The organism is Citrobacter sp. GW821-FHT07H02, from assembly GCF_059418505.1.
The window spans coordinates 1-22,400 of the sequence record NZ_JBWKPZ010000029.1 but is presented as its reverse complement, the minus strand read 5'-3'; the positions used below and the strand labels follow the sequence as shown (position 1 = coordinate 22,400).

Annotated in this window: 18 protein-coding genes and 1 pseudogene; 9 read left to right on the top strand and 10 right to left on the bottom strand. The window is 54.8% G+C overall.

The genetic code is table 11. The annotated features are described in order from the left end of the window. Positions 1–54: 54 nt before the first annotated feature. Positions 55–3,132, bottom strand: coding sequence for a beta-galactosidase (locus tag AC07NP_RS21170; protein ID WP_494661628.1), 3,078 nt, complete (start codon positions 3,130–3,132; stop codon positions 55–57). Between the two features lie 216 nt (positions 3,133–3,348). Between AC07NP_RS21170 and AC07NP_RS21165 the strand changes: the two genes are divergently transcribed. Beyond that, positions 3,349–3,957, top strand: coding sequence for a class I SAM-dependent DNA methyltransferase (locus tag AC07NP_RS21165; protein ID WP_494661627.1), 609 nt, complete (start codon positions 3,349–3,351; stop codon positions 3,955–3,957). Between the two features lie 38 nt (positions 3,958–3,995). On the opposite strand, the gene AC07NP_RS21160 is transcribed toward AC07NP_RS21165, so the two are convergent. Further along, positions 3,996–4,772, bottom strand: coding sequence for an MBL fold metallo-hydrolase (locus tag AC07NP_RS21160; RefSeq protein WP_494661626.1), 777 nt, complete (start codon positions 4,770–4,772; stop codon positions 3,996–3,998). A gap of 248 nt (positions 4,773–5,020) precedes the next feature. Here AC07NP_RS21160 and AC07NP_RS21155 point away from each other — a divergent pair, with 248 nt between their 5' ends. Then, a complete protein-coding gene (locus tag AC07NP_RS21155; protein ID WP_494661655.1) occupies positions 5,021–5,560 on the top strand; it encodes a DUF2058 domain-containing protein in 540 nt (179 codons plus the stop codon). A 103-nt stretch (positions 5,561–5,663) separates the two neighbouring features. After that, complete coding sequence (locus AC07NP_RS21150) at positions 5,664–6,146, top strand: cold-shock protein (RefSeq protein WP_203358728.1); 483 nt, start codon at positions 5,664–5,666, stop codon at positions 6,144–6,146. A 62-nt stretch (positions 6,147–6,208) separates the two neighbouring features. On the opposite strand, the gene AC07NP_RS21145 is transcribed toward AC07NP_RS21150, so the two are convergent. Then, positions 6,209–6,451, bottom strand: coding sequence for an RNA 2'-phosphotransferase (locus AC07NP_RS21145; RefSeq protein ID WP_494661625.1), 243 nt, complete (start codon positions 6,449–6,451; stop codon positions 6,209–6,211). Positions 6,452–6,612: 161 nt separating this feature from the next. On the opposite strand from AC07NP_RS21145, the gene mmuM reads away from it, so the two are divergent. Then, complete coding sequence (mmuM, locus tag AC07NP_RS21140; protein ID WP_494661624.1) at positions 6,613–7,545, top strand: homocysteine S-methyltransferase; 933 nt, start codon at positions 6,613–6,615, stop codon at positions 7,543–7,545. Positions 7,546–7,641: 96 nt separating this feature from the next. On the opposite strand, the gene fbpC is transcribed toward mmuM, so the two are convergent. The 6 genes from fbpC to AC07NP_RS21110 all read right to left on the bottom strand — a co-directional run bounded on the left by fbpC (position 7,642) and on the right by AC07NP_RS21110 (position 15,506). Continuing rightward, positions 7,642–8,688, bottom strand: a complete 1,047-nt coding sequence (fbpC, locus tag AC07NP_RS21135) for a ferric ABC transporter ATP-binding protein (protein WP_192611304.1) — start codon at positions 8,686–8,688, stop codon at positions 7,642–7,644. A gap of 11 nt (positions 8,689–8,699) precedes the next feature. Then, the gene (locus AC07NP_RS21130; RefSeq protein ID WP_494661623.1) at positions 8,700–10,778 is read right to left on the bottom strand and encodes an ABC transporter permease; all 2,079 of its coding nucleotides are present in this window, start codon (positions 10,776–10,778) and stop codon (positions 8,700–8,702) included. Positions 10,779–10,917: 139 nt separating this feature from the next. Next, positions 10,918–11,949, bottom strand: a complete 1,032-nt coding sequence (locus tag AC07NP_RS21125) for an ABC transporter substrate-binding protein (RefSeq protein WP_276292644.1) — start codon at positions 11,947–11,949, stop codon at positions 10,918–10,920. Continuing rightward, positions 11,946–13,274 (bottom strand): MFS transporter family glucose-6-phosphate receptor UhpC, encoded by a 1,329-nt coding sequence (gene uhpC, locus AC07NP_RS21120; RefSeq protein WP_494661654.1) that lies wholly within the window; start codon positions 13,272–13,274, stop codon positions 11,946–11,948. The genes AC07NP_RS21125 and uhpC overlap by 4 nt, the downstream gene beginning before the upstream one ends. A gap of 60 nt (positions 13,275–13,334) precedes the next feature. Then, positions 13,335–14,876 carry an MASE1 domain-containing sensor histidine kinase gene (locus tag AC07NP_RS21115; RefSeq protein WP_494661622.1) on the bottom strand — a complete coding sequence of 514 codons (1,542 nt, stop codon included), beginning with the start codon at positions 14,874–14,876 and terminating at the stop codon, positions 13,335–13,337. Beyond that, on the bottom strand, positions 14,877–15,506 hold the full coding sequence (locus AC07NP_RS21110; RefSeq protein ID WP_192611309.1) for a response regulator transcription factor: 630 nt from the start codon (positions 15,504–15,506) through the stop codon (positions 14,877–14,879). A gap of 320 nt (positions 15,507–15,826) precedes the next feature. Here AC07NP_RS21110 and tauA point away from each other — a divergent pair, with 320 nt between their 5' ends. From tauA to tauD, 4 genes are read left to right on the top strand one after another with little or no spacing between them, the layout of a single operon-like run. Continuing rightward, positions 15,827–16,789 carry a taurine ABC transporter substrate-binding protein gene (gene tauA, locus AC07NP_RS21105; RefSeq protein ID WP_494661621.1) on the top strand — a complete coding sequence of 321 codons (963 nt, stop codon included), beginning with the start codon at positions 15,827–15,829 and terminating at the stop codon, positions 16,787–16,789. An 11-nt stretch (positions 16,790–16,800) separates the two neighbouring features. After that, positions 16,801–17,568: a taurine ABC transporter ATP-binding subunit gene (gene tauB, locus AC07NP_RS21100; RefSeq protein WP_494661620.1), complete on the top strand. Its 768-nt coding sequence runs from the start codon at positions 16,801–16,803 to the stop codon at positions 17,566–17,568. Continuing rightward, on the top strand, positions 17,565–18,392 hold the full coding sequence (tauC, locus tag AC07NP_RS21095; protein ID WP_494661619.1) for a taurine ABC transporter permease TauC: 828 nt from the start codon (positions 17,565–17,567) through the stop codon (positions 18,390–18,392). Before tauB ends, tauC begins: the two co-directional genes overlap by 4 nt. After that, entirely contained in the window at positions 18,389–19,240 is an 852-nt protein-coding gene (tauD, locus tag AC07NP_RS21090) for a taurine dioxygenase (protein ID WP_494661618.1), read from the top strand. Before tauC ends, tauD begins: the two co-directional genes overlap by 4 nt. Positions 19,241–19,429: 189 nt before the next feature. Here tauD and hemB read toward each other — a convergent pair whose 3' ends face one another. Then, positions 19,430–20,404, bottom strand: a complete 975-nt coding sequence (gene hemB / locus AC07NP_RS21085; RefSeq protein WP_192611314.1) for a porphobilinogen synthase — start codon at positions 20,402–20,404, stop codon at positions 19,430–19,432. Positions 20,405–20,914: 510 nt separating this feature from the next. On the opposite strand from hemB, the pseudogene AC07NP_RS21080 reads away from it, so the two are divergent. Continuing rightward, positions 20,915–22,324, top strand: a pseudogene (locus AC07NP_RS21080) (autotransporter YaiT-related protein); the annotation flags it as partial. Positions 22,325–22,400: the final 76 nt, after the last annotated feature.

Here is a 22,400-nt window from a genome sequence, read left to right as displayed (position 1 = left end):
TCTGGTGCCCGGTGGCGCTTCGCTTACCGGGCCTACAGACCATCCGACAATCTGTTAACCCCAGCTCACCCGATAATGATAGTGCCCGGCGCTAAGCTGGAATTCCGGCGAGACGGAAGGACTCCAGGAATCATCGCCGCCGACACCCATATGAAAACCATCAATATTAATCCAGGTCCCGGCTTCAGGCTGTAGCAAATGGCGGTGGCTGGTTACCATCAATTGCTGCTGGCTGTAGCGACTGATGTTGAAGTGGAAGTCGCCGCGCCAGCGGTGTGCGCCATATTTCAGCTCGCGCGTCCCGCAGCGCAGACCATTTTCACTCGGGAAGACGTAGGGGGTATACATCTCATCTAGAGGGAGATCCCAACGGTCGAAACAGGCGGAGGCAAGGCGATCCGGATAGTTTTCGTGTGGCCCCAGCCCCAACCAGTTCACCCGTTCTGCGACCTGGGCGAGTTGGCAACTCAGACCGATACGCGCCGGATGCGGCGTACCGCTGGCGACCTCAACATCCACGCTAATCTGCATCTCACCATGACCGTCGATACGGTACGTTTTACGACTGATAAACAGCGTTTCGCCCTGATATTGCCAGGCGTGGGTGGTGGTCAGCAGCACGGCGCGGGAAAGTGCGTCGGCGTCGCATTGCAGCAGCACTGCGTGCAACTGGTAGTGACCGGCGGCCTTCCAGCGTTCAACCCAGGCGTTCGGGTCGATACGGGCGACTTCACTCACCCCGATGTCGTTGTCCAGCGGCGCCCGCGTGAACTGGTCAATAAGCGGGGTCAGCAACTGTGCTTCATCGTTGATCCAGTACTGTGTCAGCACACCCTGCTGGCGACAGAATTCCCAGCGTTTGTCGTTCGCCGTAATGTTGAAGGCGGTTTCGCTGGCGGTAAGCTGCGGGGCTGTGTCGGCGCGTGGAGGCAGTTGCGTATCAAGGGTCTGATTCAGCTTCCACTGCTGCCAGGCGCTGATATGTCCGGCCTGCGACCAGGCGGTTGCCTGCGGCTGCTCGACACGCACCGTTAACCACTGTTGACCTGCCGTTTTGGCCGCAGGAATCTCTGGCAGCACGATGACCTGGCGGCCCTGGGGGGCGATATCCAGAACCACTTCTCCGGTCGCAAGTGGGTTGCCGTCCTGCGTCAAGGTCCAGTGCAGAATCTCGTTATCGCTATGGCGGAACAGGTATTCGCTGGTCACTTCAATCGTGCATTCTGCGCCCGGCAGTCGCGAAAACTGAAAAAACTGCTGTGCGTGTTTCGCTTCATACAGCGCGGGGTGCGGCGTGCGATCGGCAAATACCAGCCCATTCATACAGAACTGGCGATCGTTGGGCGTGTCGCCGAAGTCGCCACCGTAGGCGGACCAGGGCTGACCGTCGGCGTCGTATTTGATCAATGACTGATCGACCCAGTCCCAGACAAAACCACCCTGCAGGCGCGGATACTGACGAAACGCCTGCCAGTATTTGGCGAAGCCGCCGAGGCTGTTGCCCATCGCGTGGGCGTATTCGCAGAGGATCAGCGGACGCTGTTCGCCGGGCATCGACAGCCATTTTTTGATCGACCATTTCGGGACGGCGGGGAAGGGTTGATCCTGATCGACGCGGGCATACATCGGGCAGATGATGTCGGTGGCGGCGGTATCCGCGCCACCACCTTCGTACTGCACCGGGCGAGAGGGATCCTCTGATTTCAGCCAACGGTACAGCGCGTCATGGTTAGCGCCGTGACCGGATTCGTTGCCCAGCGACCAGATGATAATGCTGGGGTGGTTACGATCGCGCTGTACCATACGCGTGACGCGCTGGCTCATGGCAGGCAGCCAGGTCGGATCGTCACTCAGGCGATTCATCGGCACCATACCGTGGGTTTCGATATTGGCTTCATCCACCACATACAGGCCGTAGCGGTCGCACAGGGTATACCACAGCGGATGATTCGGGTAATGGGCGCAGCGCACGGCGTTAAAGTTATTCTGCTTCATCAGCAGAATGTCCTGCACCATGGTCTCTTCGTCCATCACCTGACCGTTTTCAGGATGATGTTCGTGGCGGTTGGCGCCACGGATCAGCAGGGGTTTGCCGTTCAGCAGCAACAGTCCATTTTCAATACAGACCTGGCGGAAGCCGACGTCACAGGCTTCGGCTTCAATCAGCGTGCCGTCAGCGGTATGTAGTTGCACGACGGCGCGGTACAGATTTGGCGTTTCTGCGCTCCACAGCGCCGGGCGCTCGACGTTAATGCGCAGCGTCGTGCGGTCTGCGTAGGCGCCGCGCTCATCAATGATATCGCTGCCAAACGGTGAGGTGCTTGTCCCGGCCAGTGTGTCTCCTTGCCACAGTTGTACGGTGACGCGGAGATCGTCACGCGGGACGCCCGCCAGTCTGACGTCCGTCTCCAGCACCGCACGGTTGAAATCATCGTTAAAACGGGTATTGACGCGCAGGTCGCGGATTTGCGTGTCGGGTTTATGCAGCAAAGAGACATCGCGAAAGATACCGCTCATTCGCCACATGTCCTGATCTTCCAGATAGCTGCCGTCGCTCCAGCGCAGCACCATCACCGCCAGGCGGTTTTCCCCCGTGAGCAGGAAGTCGCTGAGATCAAATTCGGACGGCAGACGACTGTCCTGACCGTAGCCCACCCAGCGACCATTGCACCACAGATGAAAAGCCGAGTTCACGCCATCAAAAATAATGCGGGTCTGCCCTGACTGCCGCCAGCTTTCATTAATATCAAATGTGAGCGAGTAACATCCCGTGGGGTTCTCAGCCGGAACATACGGGGGATTCACCGGGAACGGATAGGTGATGTTCGAATAGATGGGGACGTCGTAGCCTTCCATTTGCCAGTTTGAGGGTACGGTAATGGTATCAGTATGCGGCAAATCCCCCGAAAGCCAGCTTTCCGGGATCGCTTCAGGTGAGGCAAACCAGGCAAATTTCCATGCACCGTTAAGGCTTCGTCGTTGCTCTGACTGTAGATTGTTTTTCGCATCATCAGCAGTGCGCCAGCTATAAAACGGCGGATGCGCTTCAAGGCGATGATGCTGCGTGACACCGGGGTTTTCCCAGTCGCGTCTGGCCAGTACGGCGGCGAGTGAATCTGTGTTCAGGGGCATGGCAGGATCCTGTCTTTATGTGTTATTCGTTCACAATTTTAATCAACATAAAGTGCGCTGCGAGAACCTGTAAAGCCGGGGACGTAGAGTGGGTGAACTGACTCACAGTAATGACGGTGAGCCGGATTTGAGCGGAGAAACCTGACCGGGGTTGAGCGATAGTTGTTATCTTTAATATGTTGATAGAAAAGTGAAAGATAAAATAGTGAGGGAAATGTGAGTGACTCTGCGGCAAAGAACATTCTGTCTATCTACCGGCGTCATGCTGATGCCTATGCCAGCCAGCGATCGCGGACACTTTTCGAAAAACGCTGGCTGGATAAATTCATCGCCGTCATTGGCGGGAAGGGAAGCATTCTCGATATCGGTTGTGGAAATGGTCAGCCGATTGCTGACTATCTTATCCAGCAAGGTTTTCAGCTTACCGGTGTTGATGGCTCTGCGGCGATGCTGGCGCGCGCCAGGGCGTCTTTTCCCGACCAGCGCTGGCTGGAGCAGGATATGCGCGAATTAACGCTCAATGACACTTTTGACGGTCTGATTGCGTGGGACAGCTTTTTCCATTTAACCCAGCAGGACCAGCAAAAGATGTTCCCGATTTTTGCGCAGCTCAGTCATCCTGGCAGTGCGTTAATGTTTACCAGCGGCCCCGAAAACGGGGTAGCCATGGGGCAGTTTGAGGGCGAACCGTTGTTCCATGCCAGTCTTGCCCCACAAGAGTACCGCGCACTCCTGTCAGCAAACGGTTTTGAGGTTGTGGATATGATGATGGAAGATCCCCACTGCACGGGGCACACCATCTGGCTGGCGAAAAAACGAGGTTAAGCGTTCGCTCACGCCACACCCTGGAAGGTTTTGCGCCATTAAAATGTGAGCGTTTCACCATCTTCCGGCACGTTCACGAATTCTGCAATTTTGTTATCCCGGGCATACTGCCTGAGCGCGTCACGGGTGAGTAGGCAGTGGTTTATGGCTTCCATATGGGTGGCCATAATCTGTGCCTGCGGCAGTGCGAAGTGGGTTTTTAGTACGTCTTCCGCGCCCATAATGATCGGGCCGAAACCGAGAACGTGCGCAAACCCTGCATTCACGACCACCACATCAGGCTGGAAGGTCGACATCGCGGTTTCCACCTCGTCGCGCCAGATTGTATCGCCGACCAGATACAGCGTTTTCTCCTCCGGATGCTGGAAAATCACCCCGCAAGCCTCCCCTAAACGTTCCGCCATTTGTGGAATGGCGTAAGCGCGATCCGAACCGTGCTGACCGCCGGTTTTACGCAGGGTGATATCGCCCAACACGGTGTTATCCGACAAAACGGTAAGCCGGGTGAAGCCCTGATCCCGCAACGTTTGCGCATCCCGGGCATTTTGCACGTAGACAGGTTTGTCCTTGGGTATCGTGCGGGCCGCGGCCTCATCCCAGTGATCTTCATGCAGGTGGGTGACGATCAGGGCGTCGGCTTTCAACAGCGTGTCAATATTGCACGGGAGTTCCACCGTGGGATTTCGGATCTCCGCGCGCGCCGTTCCGGCAAACCCTGGGTATGCGCCTTGCGGGGCCAGCATCGGGTCTACCAGAAACGTTTTGTGGCCAAAGGTGATGAGCTGCGTGGCATTACGGATTTGGGTGATATTCATGATGTTTACTCCACGTGGTGAGTCAGTGATGCCATCGTAGAGTGTTGTCCAGAAGATGAATGTGGGCAAATGGGCAAGTCACGATGAGATTGGGCCAATCGACCCGTCGGTTTCAGCGTAATCGCCCGGCGCATTCCTGAAATCAATAAACACGTCGGCTCACGCCACGCCAGGATGTGGCAAACAGGTACAGCCTCAAAAAATACAGGTATAATCCCCATAAATATTCAACCGGTTTAGATACGAAGATGACGAAACTCACCTTACAAGAGCAGATGCTTAAAGCTGGATTAGTGACCAGCAAAAAAATGGCCAAAGTCCAGAGAACGGCTAAAAAATCACGCGTTCAGGCTCGTGAGGCAAGAGAGGCCGTGGAAGAGAATAAAAAAGCGCAACTTGAGCGTGATAAACAGCTCAGCGAACAACAAAAACAGGCTGTTTTATCGAAAGAGTATAAAGCGCAGGTGAAGCAGCTGATTGAAATGAACCGAATCACCATTTCAAGAGGCGATATTGGTTTTAACTTCACCGACAATAATTTAATCAAAAAAATCATGGTGGATAAGCTGACTCAGACTCAGCTGATCAACGGTCGTCTCGCGATTGCGCGTTTGGTTGTAGATAACAGTAGCGAGAGCGAATACGCGATTATCCCCGCGAGCGTAGCCGACAAGATCGCCCAGCGAGATGCGAGCAGTATTGTGTTACACAGCGCGCTGAGTGCAGAAGAGCAGGATGAAGAAGATCCGTATGCTGACTTTAAAGTACCCGATGATTTGATGTGGTAAATAAAGGTAGTCCAGACTTAAGCCAAAGGCATAGTCTGTGCAGGCGTTGTGCTTTACACTGCGCGCAGCAAAACTGAGTAGATAAACGATTAATCAGGCGGTAATGGCGATGAACGGAACAATCACAACGTGGTTTAAAGATAAAGGCTTTGGATTTATCAAAGATGAAAACGGTGATAACCGTTATTTTCATGTGATTAAGGTCGCCAATCCGGAGCTTATTAAGAAAGATGCGGCGGTGACCTTCGAACCGACCACCAACAACAAGGGCTTGTCAGCCTATGCGGTGAAAGTCGTCCCGGAAAGCAAATACATCTACATTGCGGGCGAGCGCCTTAAGCTCACCTCGATCAAGTCTTTCCTGGTGTACAGCGAAGAAGTCCCTGTCGATACCGGCATTGATAAAGAAAACGCGGTGCTGTCGGTGGGGATCCTGATGAGCAATATCAGACCTAAAACAGACGCGAAGCCTGGCGAGATGCGCTCGGTGAAAAAACTGGCAATCACCACCTTCCAGGGCACGACGTTAATCTTCTCGGAAGATGAGATAGACATCGAGGCCACGGTAAAAATGCTCAAGATCTGAAATCATTCGGACTGACCCGTGCCGAAATTCTGTGGCTCAGATAAGCAGAATTTCGGCACCGCTTATCCCTCCCGGAAAATAAAACTTACCGGCACCGTTTTGGTCAACCAGACGCCATTATCGGCCTGATAAAATTTGATCCCTTTCTCGTGCATTAAGCGTGCATCAATCTTCAATACCACCGGTTTTCCGTGCCGCTTGCCAACTGCCGTTGCCGTAGCTTCACTTTCCTCTACCACTGCGAGGGGCACCCGACGATAACGATGACAGAGCAGTCTGCTGCGCACCTTTTTGTTTCTAATCATTACGTCTTACCCTCTGACAAGCGCCAGCCCTTAAGGTGTGGCATCAACGACCGGTTTGAGCGAGCGTTAAAAATGGGCGATGGTACAGGTTACCGTTTGCGTCGTTGTGATAGGGTGATTTTCTGTTTATTAACGTCGAAAATTCCTACAGGAGCCACAACATGTCGCAGCATAATCCGTTGAACGCCATCCTCGAAAAGCAAGATTTCTTGTTGCTGGATGGGGCGCTGGCAACGGAACTGGAAGCGCGTGGCTGTACGTTAGCGGACAGGCTCTGGTCCGCCAAAGTGTTAGTGGAAAACCCGGAAGTGATCCGCGAGGTTCACCTGGACTATTACCGCGCGGGCGCGCAGTGCGCCATTACCGCCAGCTATCAGGCCACATCCGCAGGTTTAGCGGCGCGCGGTTTCGATGAGACGCAATCAAAAGCACTTATCGGAAAGAGCGTTGAACTGGCGCGTAAAGCGCGGGAAGCGTATCTGGCTGAAAACCCGCAGGCGGGCACGCTGCTGGTGGCGGGCTCCGTGGGACCCTACGGTGCGTTTCTTGCTGACGGTTCTGAATACCGTGGCGACTACCTGCGTAGCCGCGAAGAATTTCAGGCGTTCCACCGTCCACGTGTGGAAGCGTTGCTGGATGCGGGCGCCGATCTGCTGGCCTGCGAAACGATGCCGAATTTTGTCGAGATCAAAGCACTGGCAGAACTGTTGAACGCCTGGCCGCGCGCCCGTGCGTGGTTCTCTTTCACCCTGCGCGACAGCGAGCATTTAAGCGACGGCACACCGCTGCGCGAGGTGGTCGCGTTCCTCAGCCATTTCCCACAGGTGGTGGCGATTGGCGTCAACTGCATTGCGCTGGAAAATACCACCGCCGCCTTGCAGCATTTGCAGGGACTGACGTCGCTGCCGCTGGTGGTCTACCCGAACTCGGGCGAGCATTACGATCCGGTGAGTAAAAGCTGGCATCAGCACGGCGAATGCAACGCGCGGCTGGCGGATTATCTGCCGCAGTGGTTGGCGGCGGGGGCGCGGTTGATTGGCGGGTGTTGTCGCACCACGCCAGAGGATATTGCCGCTATAAAAGCGCGAAGCTGACGTTAGGCCCGGTAAGGCGTTAGCCGCCATCTGGCATTGATTGCCTGATGGCGCTTCGCTTATCAGGCCTACAAATTTATCAGGCCTGCGAAAACATCACGCCGCATCTGCCAGTACAAACATCCCGTACGGGTGGATTTCGAGGTAGTAGTGCTCGCCGACGTCCGGTTGCAGGCGAGTCGCGTTAACCTGCAATAAGATCTCCTGCCCGTGCCACTCTACTGTCACCTCATACTGCGGTCCCATATAGGCTACATGCTGAATCACACAGCGCTGACACTCTTCGCCGCGATCGCTTAAGGTAATCGCTTCCGGACGTACGCCGACTGTGCCTTCTCCCTGGCTGGCAAAATGCAGCGCCCTCGGCAGGCGATAACCGTAGATATCAACAAACTCCTGACTGAAGGTGGCCGGGAACAGGTTGGCGTCGCCCATAAAGCTCGCCATAAAGCGCGACGCAGGTTGGCGATAGAGATCCTGTGGCGAGCCGATCTGCATGATATGCCCTTTGTTCATCACCAGCACGGTATCGGACACCGCGAAGGCCTCGCTCTGATCGTGGGTCACATACAGCGAGGTGATATCAAACTGCTTTTGCAGCTCGCGGATTTTATCGCGCATGCTGCGGCGCAGGTTGGCGTCGAGGTTACTCAGGGGTTCATCAAACAGCAGCACTTTGGGTTTGAGGATCAACGCGCGCGCCAGCGCTACGCGCTGCTGCTGACCGCCGGAGATCTGATCAACATAGCGGTCTTCGAATCCTTCCAGATCCACCATCGCCAGCGCCTCTTTGACGCGCGCTTTTACTTCGCTGCGTGATACGCCGAGCATCTTCAGACCATAGCCGACGTTTTCGCCCAGCGACATATGCGGAAACAGGGCATAAGACTGAAACACCATGCAGATATCGCGCTGCTGAATAGAGCGATGCGTGACGTCTTCGCCATCAATAAAAATCTGCCCTTCGCTCGGTTTCTCCAGCCCGGCGACCAGACGCAGAATGGTGGTTTTGCCGCAGCCGGAGGGACCGAGCAGCGTCACCATTTGCCCCTGCGGAATAGTGAGATTGATATTGTCGATAACCGTGTTGTTACCGAAACGTTTGGTGACGTTGCGCAGTTCAACAAAATTTTTCTGACTCATAGTGCGCTCCATTACGCCTGGTTTTTGGCTTTTGAACGGGAGATTCGTGCTTCCCCGATCAGCCAGTCAAAGAGGAAAATAATCGCCAGCATCACCACGATCAGAATCGAGCCGTAGGCGATCGCCACCCCGTATTCGCCATCTTCCACGCGGTTCAGAATGTAGGCCGTTGCCACGCGGGTATCTGGCGTGACGAGAAAGACAATGGCGCTGACGGTGGTAATGGCGCGTACGAAGCTGTAGATCAGCGCCGAAAGGATCGCCGGGCGTAGCAGCGGCAGCAGGATGTGCGTAATGGTGCGTAAGCTCCCGGCGCGCAGGCTGAGGGAGGCTTCATCGAGCGATTTATCGATTTGACCGAGGCCAGCGATCCCGGCACGGATGCCGACCGGCACGTTACGCATCACCATTGAGATAATCACTATCGCTGCCGTTCCGGTGAGGTAAACCGGGGCGCTGTTAAAGGCGAGAATATACGAGACGCCCGCCACGGTACCCGGTACGGCAAAGCACAGCATGGTGGTGAATTCGATGGTCTTTTTACCTTTGAACTGCTGGCGTACCACCACCCAGGCGATCAGCAAACCGAAGGCGGCGGTGATCGGCGCGGCGATGCCGGCGTAGAGCAGGGTATCAAGCAGTGAAGGCCATGCCCCGTCGCTCATCCCCTGGCCGAACAGCTTGATGAAGTTATCCAGCGTCAGGGTGTAGTCCACGCCCCAGTTGACGGTGAAACTGCCGTAGAAAATGCTGCCATAGAGCAGGGCGTTAAAGGCTATCCACACCGCCAGAATGGCGATTACGCTCCAGACCAGGGTGACCGGCAGCGGCTGCACGTCGCCACGGTAGGACTTACCGGAAACGGTGACGTAAGAACGTTTGCCGATCCACATGTACTGGATGCAGAACACCAGCAGTGAGAACAGCAGCAGGAACGCGCCGAGGGTGCTGGCAGCCTGATAATCCAGCTGTGAACCGGTGATATAGAAATAGATTTGCGTCGCCAGTACATCGAAGTTACCGCCGAGCACCAGCGGGTTACTGAAGTCAGCCAGCGACTGCACGATAACAATTAAGAAGGCGTTCGCCAGCGCCGGTTTAAGCAGTGGAACAAACACGCCGTTAAAGGTCTGCCAGCGGCTGGCGCGCAGGGTATAGGAGGCCTCTTCCAGTGATGGGTGAATGGTTTTGATTGCTCCGTCGAGGATCATAAACGCCATCGGGGTGAATGCCAGCACCTGTGCCAGCCAGATACCGGTAAAACCGTACAGCCAGTTGGTATTGGTTAAGCCGAACCACGCCACCATCAATTCGGTGATGTAGCCGGAGCGGCCCATCATCAGCGTGACGCCCAACCCGACCACAAACGGTGGGGTGACGATCGGCAAAATGGAGAAGATGCGCCCGATAATGGCGCTGCGTTTGGCGATGCGGGTGGTGTAGATCGCCAGCACCAGCCCGAAGAAGGTACACCCTACGCCCACCGCAATCGACAGGGCGATGGAGTTGAGGATCACCTGAATAATATGCGCCTGCGACAGCACGGTCATAAACGCCAGCGGGGCGAATTCGCCTGCGTCGTTGGTGAACATCGGGATAAAAATGGCGATGCTCGGCCAGACGATAAAGACGCCGATTAATGCCACGATGGCGACCAGTGAACCGATCACAAAACGGTCGCCGCCCAGCCATTCGAGGCGGGTCAGCGCCAGCGTCATGATCGCGCCCAGCGCGACAAACAGCACGATAGTCGCATATCCTAAACCGCGCCCTTCAATGGTGGCGCTGATGACGATAAACGCCATGCACAGTAGCGCCCAGCCCGCGTCAAGGTAATGGCGGCTACGCTGTTCGCGTTTCGCCTCCTGGAACGGGCGTACCAGCAGCAGACTCGGCAGCAGATACCATAACCAGCTGATATTGAACTGCGACCAGCCGTAGGACTCAAGAATTTCATCGCCCGTGGATTCCAGCAGGCCGTAATCGAGGCTCCAGCTTGGCAGCAGGGCAAACGCCAGCCAGCCCAGCAAAACCCAAAGGAATATCGCATCCCGTTTTTTCACGGGATGGAGTGCAAGTGTGTGTGACATACGTTTTCCGGTGCTCAATCCTGACGTAGGCCGGATAAGCGTAAGCGCCATCCGGCATTCAGGGTGACGATAATTGCCGGATGGCGGCGTTGCCTAATCCGGCCTACGTAACCTTACCTGGAGAAAGTCATCGTGATGCTTATTTACCCATCTTCACTTCGCTGACCCATTTATTGATCAATGCCTTACGTACATCTGTAGAGCCGTATTTATCCATGTCGTAGTTGATCAGTTTCAGGTCATCGAGCTTCAGCGAGTTCGGTGAGGTTTCAGCGGTGGTGTTGGTCAGGATCTGATAGGACTTGCCTTTCTTCCACGCCAGTTCCTGTGCGTCTTTCGACAGCACCCAGTCGACGAACAGTTTGGCGTTGTCGAGGTTACGTGCGCCCTTCAGGATGCTGACGCCGCCAATTTCATAGCCAGTACCTTCGCACGGTGAGATCAGTTCCAGCGGCGCGCCCTGTTCTTTTTCCAGCGAATAGTCGTGCAGGAAGCCGATGCCGATGGCGGTTTCGCCGCGAGCAGCGTTACGCGCCGGGGCAATCCCGGATTTGGTGTACTGAGAGACGTTGGCGTTCAGTTGTTTCAGGTAATCAAAGGCCTGGTCTTCGCCCCACAGTTGGGCGAAGGTCGCCAGCGCGGTGTAAGCGGTGCCGGAGCTTTGCGGGTCGGCAATCTGAATTTCACCTTTGTATTCAGGTTTGGTCAGATCTTTCCAGCACTTCGGCACCGGCAGATTTTTCTCTTTCAGACGCTGGGTGTTCACACCAAAGCCGAGAATACCGACGTAGACCGCAGAAGAGTAGTTGCCTTTCACTTTCGCCGGGTCGCGGAATTTCTCCATTACCTGCTCCAGATTTGGCGATTTGTAAGGCTGTAGAAGATCCATTTCACCGGCCTGAGACTGCGGATCAAGCGTGCCGCCGTACCAGACATCGGCCTGCGGGTTTTTCTTCTCGGCATCGACCTTCGCCAGCGTGCTGCCAGAACCGTTGCGGATGAACGACGTTTTCACGTCATATTTATCGCCGAAGGCTTTGGTTTCCGCTTCACACATTTCGTTGGTGGCGCTGCAGTAAACCACCAGGCGACCCTTGGCCTGTGCTGCACCGCTTAAGGTTGCCAGCGCAATGCCGGAAGCAATCAGGGTAGTGACCAGCGTTTTTTTCATTGTTTTATCCTTTGACCGGGAGAGGTTGTAATACCCGCCATCAATAGCGGCATCAGCAATAAACCCATAAATACGGCGGCGACCGAGAGCAAACTGAACATCCCGGACCAGCCATAGTGTTCAATCACCTGCGACAGAGGCCAGCCAGCCAACGCGGCACCCAGATAGGCGAACAGGCCGAGAAAACCGGTGATGGAGCCTGCTGCGGCTTTGTGTCCGCATTCGACAGCCGCGAGGCCAATCAACATTTGCGGGCCAAAGACAAAGAAGCCCACCGTAAAGAAGCAGACCGCCAGCAGTGCGTAGTGATGCACTGGAGCCAGCCAGAGCGCGGCGACGGAGACCATCAGCCCCAGCGTGAACAGCAAAATCATCGGTGCCCGCTGGCCGCTGAACAGCAAATCTGAGCCCCATCCGGCGAACAGTGCGCCAAGCAACCCGCCGACTTCAAACAGCATCACCGTCGCGTTGGCGCTGAGCAGATTGACGCCGTGGCTTTCCGTCAGCCAGATGTTGCCCCAGTCATTGAGCGCAATACGAATCAGATAGACCAGCACGTAAGAGACGCCGAGCAGCCAGATCATCGGGTTCTTCAGCATTGTGGTGCGTAACATTTGCCCTAACCCCATCGGTGGGCTTTGCTGCTGCTGGCGGAGTTCCAGCGGGTCATGTCGCCATTCACCTACCGTTGGTAATCCCTCTTCCAGGGGCGTACCTTTCAGTTGCAGCGTCAACCAAATGCCTAATGCCATGCTGATGATCCCCGGTGTCAGCATCGCCGCCTGCCAGCCCCATGAATGGGCGGCGAAGGCGCTAATGAGCGGGATAATGGCCCCGCCAATGTTGATCGACATATTCCAGCAGCCCCACCAGAAACCGCGTTCGTTGCGCGAATACCAGTGGGTGAGCAAGCGGGCGCAGGGCGGCCATCCCCAGCCCTGAAAAAATCCGTTTAGCGTCCAGACCGCCAGCAGCAACGTCAGTGACTCGCCAAAGGCGAATACCACGTTCAACAGTCCGGTGGCGAACAGTCCTACCCCCATAAACCAGCGCTGCCCGTGGCTGTCGTGCCATAGCCCGGCGGTGAATTTCGACAGGCCGTAGGTCAGGTAAAACAGCGACCCCAACAGGCCGATATCGCCTTTATCCAGTCCAAGATCCGTTTGCAGCGCCGGGAGTATGTAGTTCACGCTTTTACGCGTCAGATAAAACGCGGCATACCCGATGACCATGCACATCAGCAACCGGGGACGTAGAGTCCGGTATTGTTGGTCTGTTTCAGTTGCTGGGCGTGCGTGCATGGTGTCTCCGTTTGCGCTGACTATAGGAAAGTGAAAACCAAAGGGGATGAGAGAAAGTCCGCAGTGACTAAGACTTTTTCCTGGTTAATACGGGGTTTGTTGCAAAACTGTGGGCAAGTTAACAATTACTCGCGTGCCGTGCTGCGATTCCAGCGTCAATTCTCCACCAAGCGCATTCACGCGCTCGCGCATTCCCTGAATACCGAATCCGGGGATTTTTGTTGAGATGATACCCACGCCGTTATCTTTCACTTCCAGATGCAAGAGTGCGTTGTGCTCGCGCAACACGATGGATATCTCGCTGGCACCGGCATGTTTACAGACGTTATTCAGTAGCTCTTGTAACAGGCGGTAGAGGGTGAATTGCACCGTTTCACTCTCTGGCGGTTGCGCTATCTGGTAATCAAAGCGGCAGGTAATGCCGCGCTCAGCAAAGGCAAATTCGTTGACCAGATGATGCAACGCCTCTTTAAACGACAGCTCATCGAGGGCGGGCGGACGTAACTGGCGTAACAACTGGCGTGTCGAGTGATGAATACGTCGGGCAAGATCGTTTATTTGAGCGGCGGCAGCCAGCGTTTGCTCCGGATCGCGCGCCCGTTTTACCAGCTGTGACTGGATCTGAATGGCGGTGATGTTTTGGCCGATTTCGTCGTGCAGTTCGCGCGCCAGGTTTTTTCGCGTGTCTTCCTCGGTATGGATCAGTTTTTCAGTCAATGCCCGTCGGGCTGCTAATTCGGCCTCAAGGCGTTGACGATAGTGGTGCAGGTTTTGCGCCAGATGCTGTTGGCGGCTGATGGCAATTCCCAGACCAATGCCGAGCAGCGCCTGAGTCGCCAGGAAGATCTCCAGCTCAATGAGATTACTGAACCCCACGCCGACCTGACGGGCAATGGTGATCATCATGCTTCCTAACAGGCCGGAGAGCACGCCGCCCTGCCAGCCAAACTTCCACGCCATGACCACATTGGGCAAAAACACAACAATCAGCAGCAGGCGTTCAATTTCTGGCGATAGCACCATTTGAGTGCCGATACCGATAATAAAGAACAGGCTGCACCAGATGATGAGCGACGTGCGCAGCGGAGGGTTACTCGTATCCAGCCCCAGCAGATGATAGCGGTGCTGCTGGCGCAAAAATTCGAAGATCAGATAAACGAACGGCGTCAGCAGCACGCCCCCGGTAAACGAGGCGAGGCCGGGCAGCATCGCCGGGATTTTCATAAACGGTGAAAGCAGGGCGGTGTTAAGTAATGAGGTCGCGGTAACCGCCGCCAGCAGCAGCGTTAGCCGTTGCCAGTAAAGGGGAAACCGGTGCCAGAAAGTCTGAGTAATGCTGGCGGGGATCAGACTAATGAGCGGTGCGGCCAGCAGAATATACCCATTCAGTAACTGCTCGTTGTGTAGCCAGAGCAGTATCAGAATGGGCGGCAGTACCAAAGCGGGCCAGTAGCGGCGCGACAGCAGGATCAGCAGCGCAAGATAGACGCCGTGCGGCAAAAACAGCGCCGCCTGCTGACCGTTATGGGTCAGATAAAATCCAAGCGTCCAGAGCATCAACCAGCCCGTTCCCCAGGCCAACACAATGAACAGTGAGATCACCCAGTGACGAACGCTGCGTGACATTTAATGCCCCGTCAGCAACTGATGGTCGAGCGCGAAATGCACCAGCTCGATAGTGCTGTGGCACTGTAGTTTGCCCAGCACATTCGCGCGATGCACGTGAACCGTTTTATGGCTCAGATCGAGTCGGAAGGCGATCTCCTTTACGCTGTCACCTTTCACAAGGAGATCAAACACTTCGCGTTCTCGTGGGGTGAGGACATCCAGCACCTGCGGCTGTTGGTTACCACCGCGTAACGCCCGCAACGCGTCGGCGCACAGATAATGACCGCCCATGCCGACGGAACGTACTGCCTGCACCAGCTCTTCGGGTCCACAGCGTTTGGTCAGATAGCCGCTGGCTCCGGCATCCAGCGCGCTCTGCACAAAGGCTGGCGTATCATAGATGCTGAGGACAATGGCGCGGAAGTCGGGTTTTTGCGCACGCAGTCGCTTCAACAGACTCAGGCCATTTTCATCCGGCATGGCGATATCCAGTACGGCGACGTTTACGTCATGCCTTATCAGAGAAGGCCATGCCTCGGCAGCGCTGCTGTATTGACCGGTGACCTCGAGATCGTCTTCGAGGCCTAATAATTGCGCAAAGCCGGAACGAACCACCACGTGGTCATCCACCAGCACAACACGAATCATAATAATCTTCTCTTGCCAAATTATGACCCTATGATGCCTGTCAGCACTGTGCTGGCAATCATCGGGACGTAGTTATGTAATGAATGTAACAAAATCGCAATGTTTTGTCTGGCGCGCCTGTAGCCTGTAGGCCGGGTAAGGCACTTGCGCCGCCATCCGCCATTGGTGCCAGGCGTGTCGCGTGTTACTGCGCAAAATCGCTAACCTTTGCCGTTTTATTTCTAAAAACGCTTTGTTCTTAGCCAGAATTTTTAATTCCTTTATCAAACTCAGCCGCCACGAAATACTGCCTCCATAACAAAACAGGGGGAGCAGACAATATGGCTTTAACATCGCGTAGCACCGTCATTGCCGCACTGGCATTCATCGCTTTTCAGGCGCAGGCGGTTAACGTCACCGTCGCGTATCAGACGTCTGCGGAACCGGCGAAAGTGGCGCAGGCAGACAACACGTTCGCCAAAGAGAGCGGGGCCACCGTTGACTGGCGCAAGTTCGATAGCGGCGCGAGCATTGTGCGGGCGCTGGCCTCCGGCGATGTGCAGATCGGCAATCTGGGTTCCAGTCCATTGGCGGTAGCCGCCAGTCAGCAGGTGCCAATTGAAGTCTTTTTGCTCGCGTCAAAACTCGGTAATTCTGAAGCACTGGTGGTGAAGAAAAACATCAGCAAGCCCGAAGATCTGATCGGCAAACGGATCGCCGTTCCCTTTATTTCGACCACCCATTACAGTTTGCTGGCGGCCTTAAAGCACTGGGGGATTAAGCCCGGCCAGGTGGAGATTGTGAACCTGCAACCGCCTGCGATTATTGCCGCCTGGCAGCGCGGGGATATCGACGGCGCCTACGTCTGGGCACCTGCGGTGAACGCGCTGGAAAAAGACGGTAAGGTGCTGACCGACTCCGAAAAAGTGGGCGAGTGGGGCGCGCCGACGCTGGATGTCTGGGTAGTCCGTAAAGACTTTGCCGAGAAGCATCCGGAGGTGGTGAAAGCGTTCGCCAAAAGCGCCATCGATGCCCAGCAACCCTATCTCGCGAATCCTGATGAATGGCTGAAACAGCCGGAAAACATCAGCAAACTGTCGCGCCTAAGCGGCGTACCCGAAGCCGACGTGCCGGGACTGGTGAAAGGCAACACCTATCTGACGCCGCAACAGCAGACGGCTGAACTCACCGGACCGGTAAACAAAGCGATTATCGACACCGCACAGTTCCTCAAAGAGCAGGGCAAAGTGCCCGCCGTGGCGACAGATTACAGCCAGTACGTCACCGACCGCTTCGTGCAATAAAGGAGGCGCTGATGCTGCAAATTTCTCATCTCTTTGCGGATTACGGCGGTAAACCGGCGCTGGACGATATCAGTCTGACGCTCGACAGCGGCGAACTGCTGGTGGTGCTGGGGCCGTCGGGCTGTGGAAAAACCACACTACTGAACCTGATTGCCGGATTTGTGCCGTATCAGCGCGGCAGCATCCTGCTGGAGGGTAAGCCGGTGGACGGCCCAGGCGCAGAGCGCGGCGTGGTCTTTCAGCACGAAGGTCTGCTCCCCTGGCGTAACGTGCAGGATAACGTTGGATTTGGTCTGCAACTGGCGGGCGTAGAGAAAGCGCAACGTCAGCAGGTAGCGCAGGAGATGCTGAAAAAGGTCGGGCTGGAAGGGGCGGGAAAACGTTTTATCTGGCAGCTTTCCGGCGGGCAGCGCCAGCGGGTGGGGATTGCTCGCGCGCTGGCGGCGAATCCGCAGCTTTTGTTGCTGGACGAACCTTTCGGCGCGCTGGATGCTTTTACCCGCGAGCAGATGCAAACCCTGCTGCTGACGCTCTGGCATGAGACGGGCAAAAAGGTACTGCTGATTACGCATGATATTGAAGAGGCGGTATTTATGGCCACCGAACTGGTGCTGTTGTCCCCAGGGCCTGGTCGGGTGCTGGAACGCCTGCCGCTGAACTTTGCCCGCCGTTTTGTTGCGGGCGAGCCGAGTCGCAGCATTAAGTCCGATCCGCAGTTTATTGAGACCCGCGAATATGTGTTAAGCCGCGTCTTTGAGCAACGGGAGGCCTTTTCATGAGTGTGGTGATCGGTGATAAGCCGCGTCAGCGGACGTTGAAATGGCGCTGGCCATTCTCGCGACAGATAACGTTAAGTCTCGCCACGCTGGCGGTTATCCTCGCCGTGTGGTGGACGGTGGCGGTATTGCAGTTGGTAAGCCCGTTGTTTCTGCCACCGCCGGAGCAGGTATTGCAGAAACTGATCGCGATTGCCGGGCCACAGGGCTTTATGGATGCCACTCTGTGGCAACATCTGGCGGCCAGTTTGACTCGCATTGTGCTGGCGCTGCTGGCGGCGGTGGTTATCGGTATTCCGGTTGGGATCGCGATGGGATTAAGCCCAACGGTACGCGGCATTCTTGATCCCATAATCGAACTTTATCGCCCGGTGCCGCCGCTCGCCTATCTGCCGCTGATGGTTATCTGGTTTGGCATTGGCGAGACTTCCAAGATCCTGCTGATCTATCTGGCTATTTTCGCGCCTGTCGCGATGTCGGCGATGGCGGGAGTAAAAAGCGCGCAGCAGGTTCGCCTTCGCGCGGCAAGGTCGCTGGGCGCCAGCCGTATGCAGGTGCTGTGGTTTGTGATTCTGCCCGGTGCGTTACCGGAAATCCTCACAGGATTACGTATCGGACTGGGCGTTGGCTGGTCGACGCTGGTGGCGGCAGAGCTGATTGCGGCAACGCGAGGTTTAGGTTTTATGGTGCAGTCGGCGGGGGAGTTTCTGGCGACCGACGTGGTGCTGGTGGGTATCGCAGTCATTGCGGTGATTGCCTTTCTTTTAGAACTGGGTCTGCGTGTGCTCCAGCGACGCCTGACACCCTGGCATGGAGAAGTACAATGAGTGAACGTCTGAGCATTACCCCGCTGGGGCCGTACATTGGCGCGCAGGTTTCCGGTGCGGATTTAGCCCGCCCGCTGAGCGATAACCAGTTTGAACAGCTGTATCACGCGGTGCTGCGCCATCAGGTGGTGTTCCTGCGCGAGCAGGCCATCACGCCTCAGCAACAGCGCGCGCTGGCGCTGCGTTTCGGCGAGCTGCATATTCATCCGGTCTACCCGCATGCCGAAGGGGTCGATGAGATTATCGTGCTGGATACCCATAACGACAATCCGCCAGACAACGACAACTGGCACACCGATGTGACGTTTATTGAAACGCCGCCTGCCGGGGCGATTCTGGCAGCCAAAGAGCTGCCGTCAACCGGCGGCGATACGCTATGGACCAGCGGGATTGCGGCGTTTGAGGCGCTTTCAGCGCCTTTTCGCCAGCTGTTGAGCGGCCTTCACGCGGAGCATGATTTCCGTAAATCGTTTCAGGAATATAAATACCGCAAAAGCGAAGAAGATCATCAGCGTTGGCTGGAGGCGGTGGCAAAGCACCCGCCATTGCAGCATCCGGTCGTGCGTACCCATCCGGTGAGCGGTAAGCAGGCGCTGTTTGTGAATGAAGGTTTTACCACGCGGATTGTCGATGTGACGGAAAAAGAGAGTGAAGCGCTACTCGGATTCCTGTTTGCACACATCACAAAACCTGAGTTCCAGGTGCGCTGGCGCTGGCAGCCTGATGACGTGGCGATCTGGGATAATCGGGTGACGCAGCATTACGCCAACGCCGATTACCTGCCGCAGCGGCGCATAATGCACCGGGCGACCATTCTGGGCGATAAACCTTACTTCCGTGCTGGCTGAAAATTGGTTAATGGCGCTTCGCTTACCGGATCTCCATTTTTGTAGGCCGGAGATAGCGAAGCCGCCATCAGGTAAATAACGTAACGCTTAAGCCAATGAATAAGGGGAAACACCGGGATTGGGTTCCCGGAGGGACGCCATATCCGGTGGTCGCCCCGGATATCCCGGTATTAAACTCACGGTGTTAACTTAACGCAGGATTTTTTTCTCAGCCAGATCCAGCGCAAAGTAGCTGAAGATCAGATCCGCGCCCGCGCGTTTGATCGACCCTAAGCTTTCCAACACCACTTTCTCTTCATCAATCGCGCCAGCCATGGCGGCGAATTTGATCATCGCGTATTCGCCACTCACTTGATAAGCACCGATCGGCAGTTCGGTGCGTTCACGGATATCACGCAAAATATCCAGATATGCGCCAGCCGGTTTCACCATCAGGCAGTCAGCGCCCTGCGCTTCGTCGAGCAGTGATTCGCGGATCGCCTCACGACGGTTCATCGGGTTCATCTGGTAGGTTTTACGATCGCCTTTCAGCGCCGTGCCTGCCGCTTCGCGGAATGGGCCATAGAAAGAGGAGGCGAATTTGGTGGAATAGGACATGATGGCGGTGTCGGTAAAGCCTGCGGCATCGAGCGCCTGGCGGATTGCCTGCACCTGACCGTCCATTGCTGCGGAAGGGGCGATAAAGTCAGCGCCTGCTGCTGCTGCCACGACCGCTTGCTTACCCAGATTGGTCAGCGTTGTGTCATTATCCACACCGTGTTCGCACAGTACGCCACAATGACCGTGTGATGTGTATTCGCAGAAACAGGTGTCAGACATGACAATCATTTCCGGCACCGTTTGTTTGCAGATACGTGACATACGTGCCACCAGACCATCTTCCTTCCAGGCATCGCTGCCGGTGTCATCGGTATGGTGCGAAATGCCAAAGGTCATGACGGAACGAATGCCCGCGTTGGCAATGCGCTCAATTTCGCGCGCGAGATGCTTCTCTGGAATGCGCATGACGCCGGGCATCGCTTCAATTGCTTTATAGTCGTCGAGTTCTTCTTCAACAAAGATCGGCAACACCAGGTCATTTAAGCTGAGTGTTGTCTCTTCAAACATAGCGCGAAGCGCAGCGGATTTGCGCAGGCGGCGAGGGCGTTGGATTAAGTCTGTCATGGTATGCCTGATGTTTGTGGAATCGAAGGCCGTAGTATACCTGAAGCTGCGTGCGAGTGTTTTACGAAAGTTGGCCTTATGCTTTTGCTTTCACGATTTATTAAATAAATAGTTGAACAATATTTTGTTATGGCTGGCTAAATATTTATATTGGCGGGTGAAATCGTTGTTTTTTGCATATTTAAAATATCAATTTATTTTATTTTGTTATTATTTGAATGATGGCTAATTATTTATTCGCTGTTTTGTTTTTACTTGTTTTTATTATTGATGATTTGTATGGATCTTTCTTTTAAATTCTATATAACGCACTAATTTTTAATGATGTTTTTGAGGTTCTTATTAGATGGTTGCAGTGTTCTGTTTATTGTCCGATTTCGGACTGCCGGGAAAGAATAATTGAACCTTTTAGTGCGGGTACCGCATAATCGTCCTTGCGAAATACACTGTTTTTTTACGCATTGATAATTGACGGACCAACGATATTACGTCCCTGAGGAGGGATGACAAATGCACTCCTGGAAAAAGAAACTTGTAGTCTCACAATTAGCATTGGCTTGCACTTTGGCAATCGCCTCTCAGGCAAATGCTTCCACTGATATTTCTGGTACTACTTACACAACGTTTACGCACTATAACGACGCAACTTATGCTGACGGCGTTTATTATGATGGTTACGTCGGCTGGAACAACTACGCGACCGATAGCCTTTACAACGGAGATATCTACCCGGTAGTCAATAACGCGACCGTTAACGGCGTAATCTCCACCTACTATCTGGATGATGGTCTTTCGACGAATACCAATAGTAATAGTCTGACAATCAAAAACAGCACCGTGCACGGAATGATTACTTCAGAGTGCATGACGAGCGATTGTGCAGGTGGTCGTGATACGGGTTATGTTTATGATCGTCTGGCGTTGACCGTTGATAATTCAACGATCGACGATAATTACGAACATTATACTTATAATGGCACAAACACTGATGGCACTGCCGATACTCACGTTGTAGACGTTTATAACATGGGGACCGCCATCACCCTGGATCAGGAAGTCGATCTGGCGATTACCAATAACTCACATGTCGCGGGCATCACGCTGGCTCAGGGCTATGAGTGGGAAGATATTGACGACAACACCGTTAGTACTGGCGTAAACAGCGGCGAAGTGTTCAACAATACTATCACTGTGACTGATTCTACCGTGACGTCAGGTTCCTGGTCAGATGAAGGAACTTCAGGCTGGTTCGGCAATACCAATAACGCAAGTGACTATAGCAATACTCTGACTGCTGATGACGTTGCGATTGCCGCAATTGCGAATCCGTATGCAGACAATGCGATGCAGACGACGGTCAATCTCAGCAATTCTACTCTGATGGGCGATGTTGTGTTCTCCAGCAACTTCGACGAAAACTTCTTCCCGAACGGTGCTGATTCCTATCGTGATACCGATGCCGATCTCGACACCAATGGCTGGGATGGTACTGACCGCATGGATGTTACCCTGAATAATGGTAGCAAATGGGTCGGTGCGGCAATGTCTGTACATCAGGTTGATACCGATGGTGATGGTGTATATGACAGCGTAGCTGCGGGTACTGATGCGACGGCAACACTGATCGACATTGCAGCCAATAGCCTGTGGCCATCTTCCACCTATGGCATTAACACTGACGGTACCGCTTATGATGAAGACGGTCACGTTGTTGGCAACGAAGTTTATCAAAGCGGTCTGTTCAACGTAACGCTGAACGGCGGTTCTGAGTGGGATACTACCAAAGCCTCTCTGATTGATACGCTGAGCATCAACAGCGGCTCTCAGGTCAATGTAGCGGATTCCCGACTGGTTTCTGACTCCATCTCCCTGACCGGTGGTTCTGCTCTGAATATCGGTGAAGATGGTCATGTCGCTACTTGAAGTGGTCAACAAAAACTGGCCACCACTTTAGAGTTTTTCCAGTATCGATTTTCCGATTCGTTGGGTGGTAACC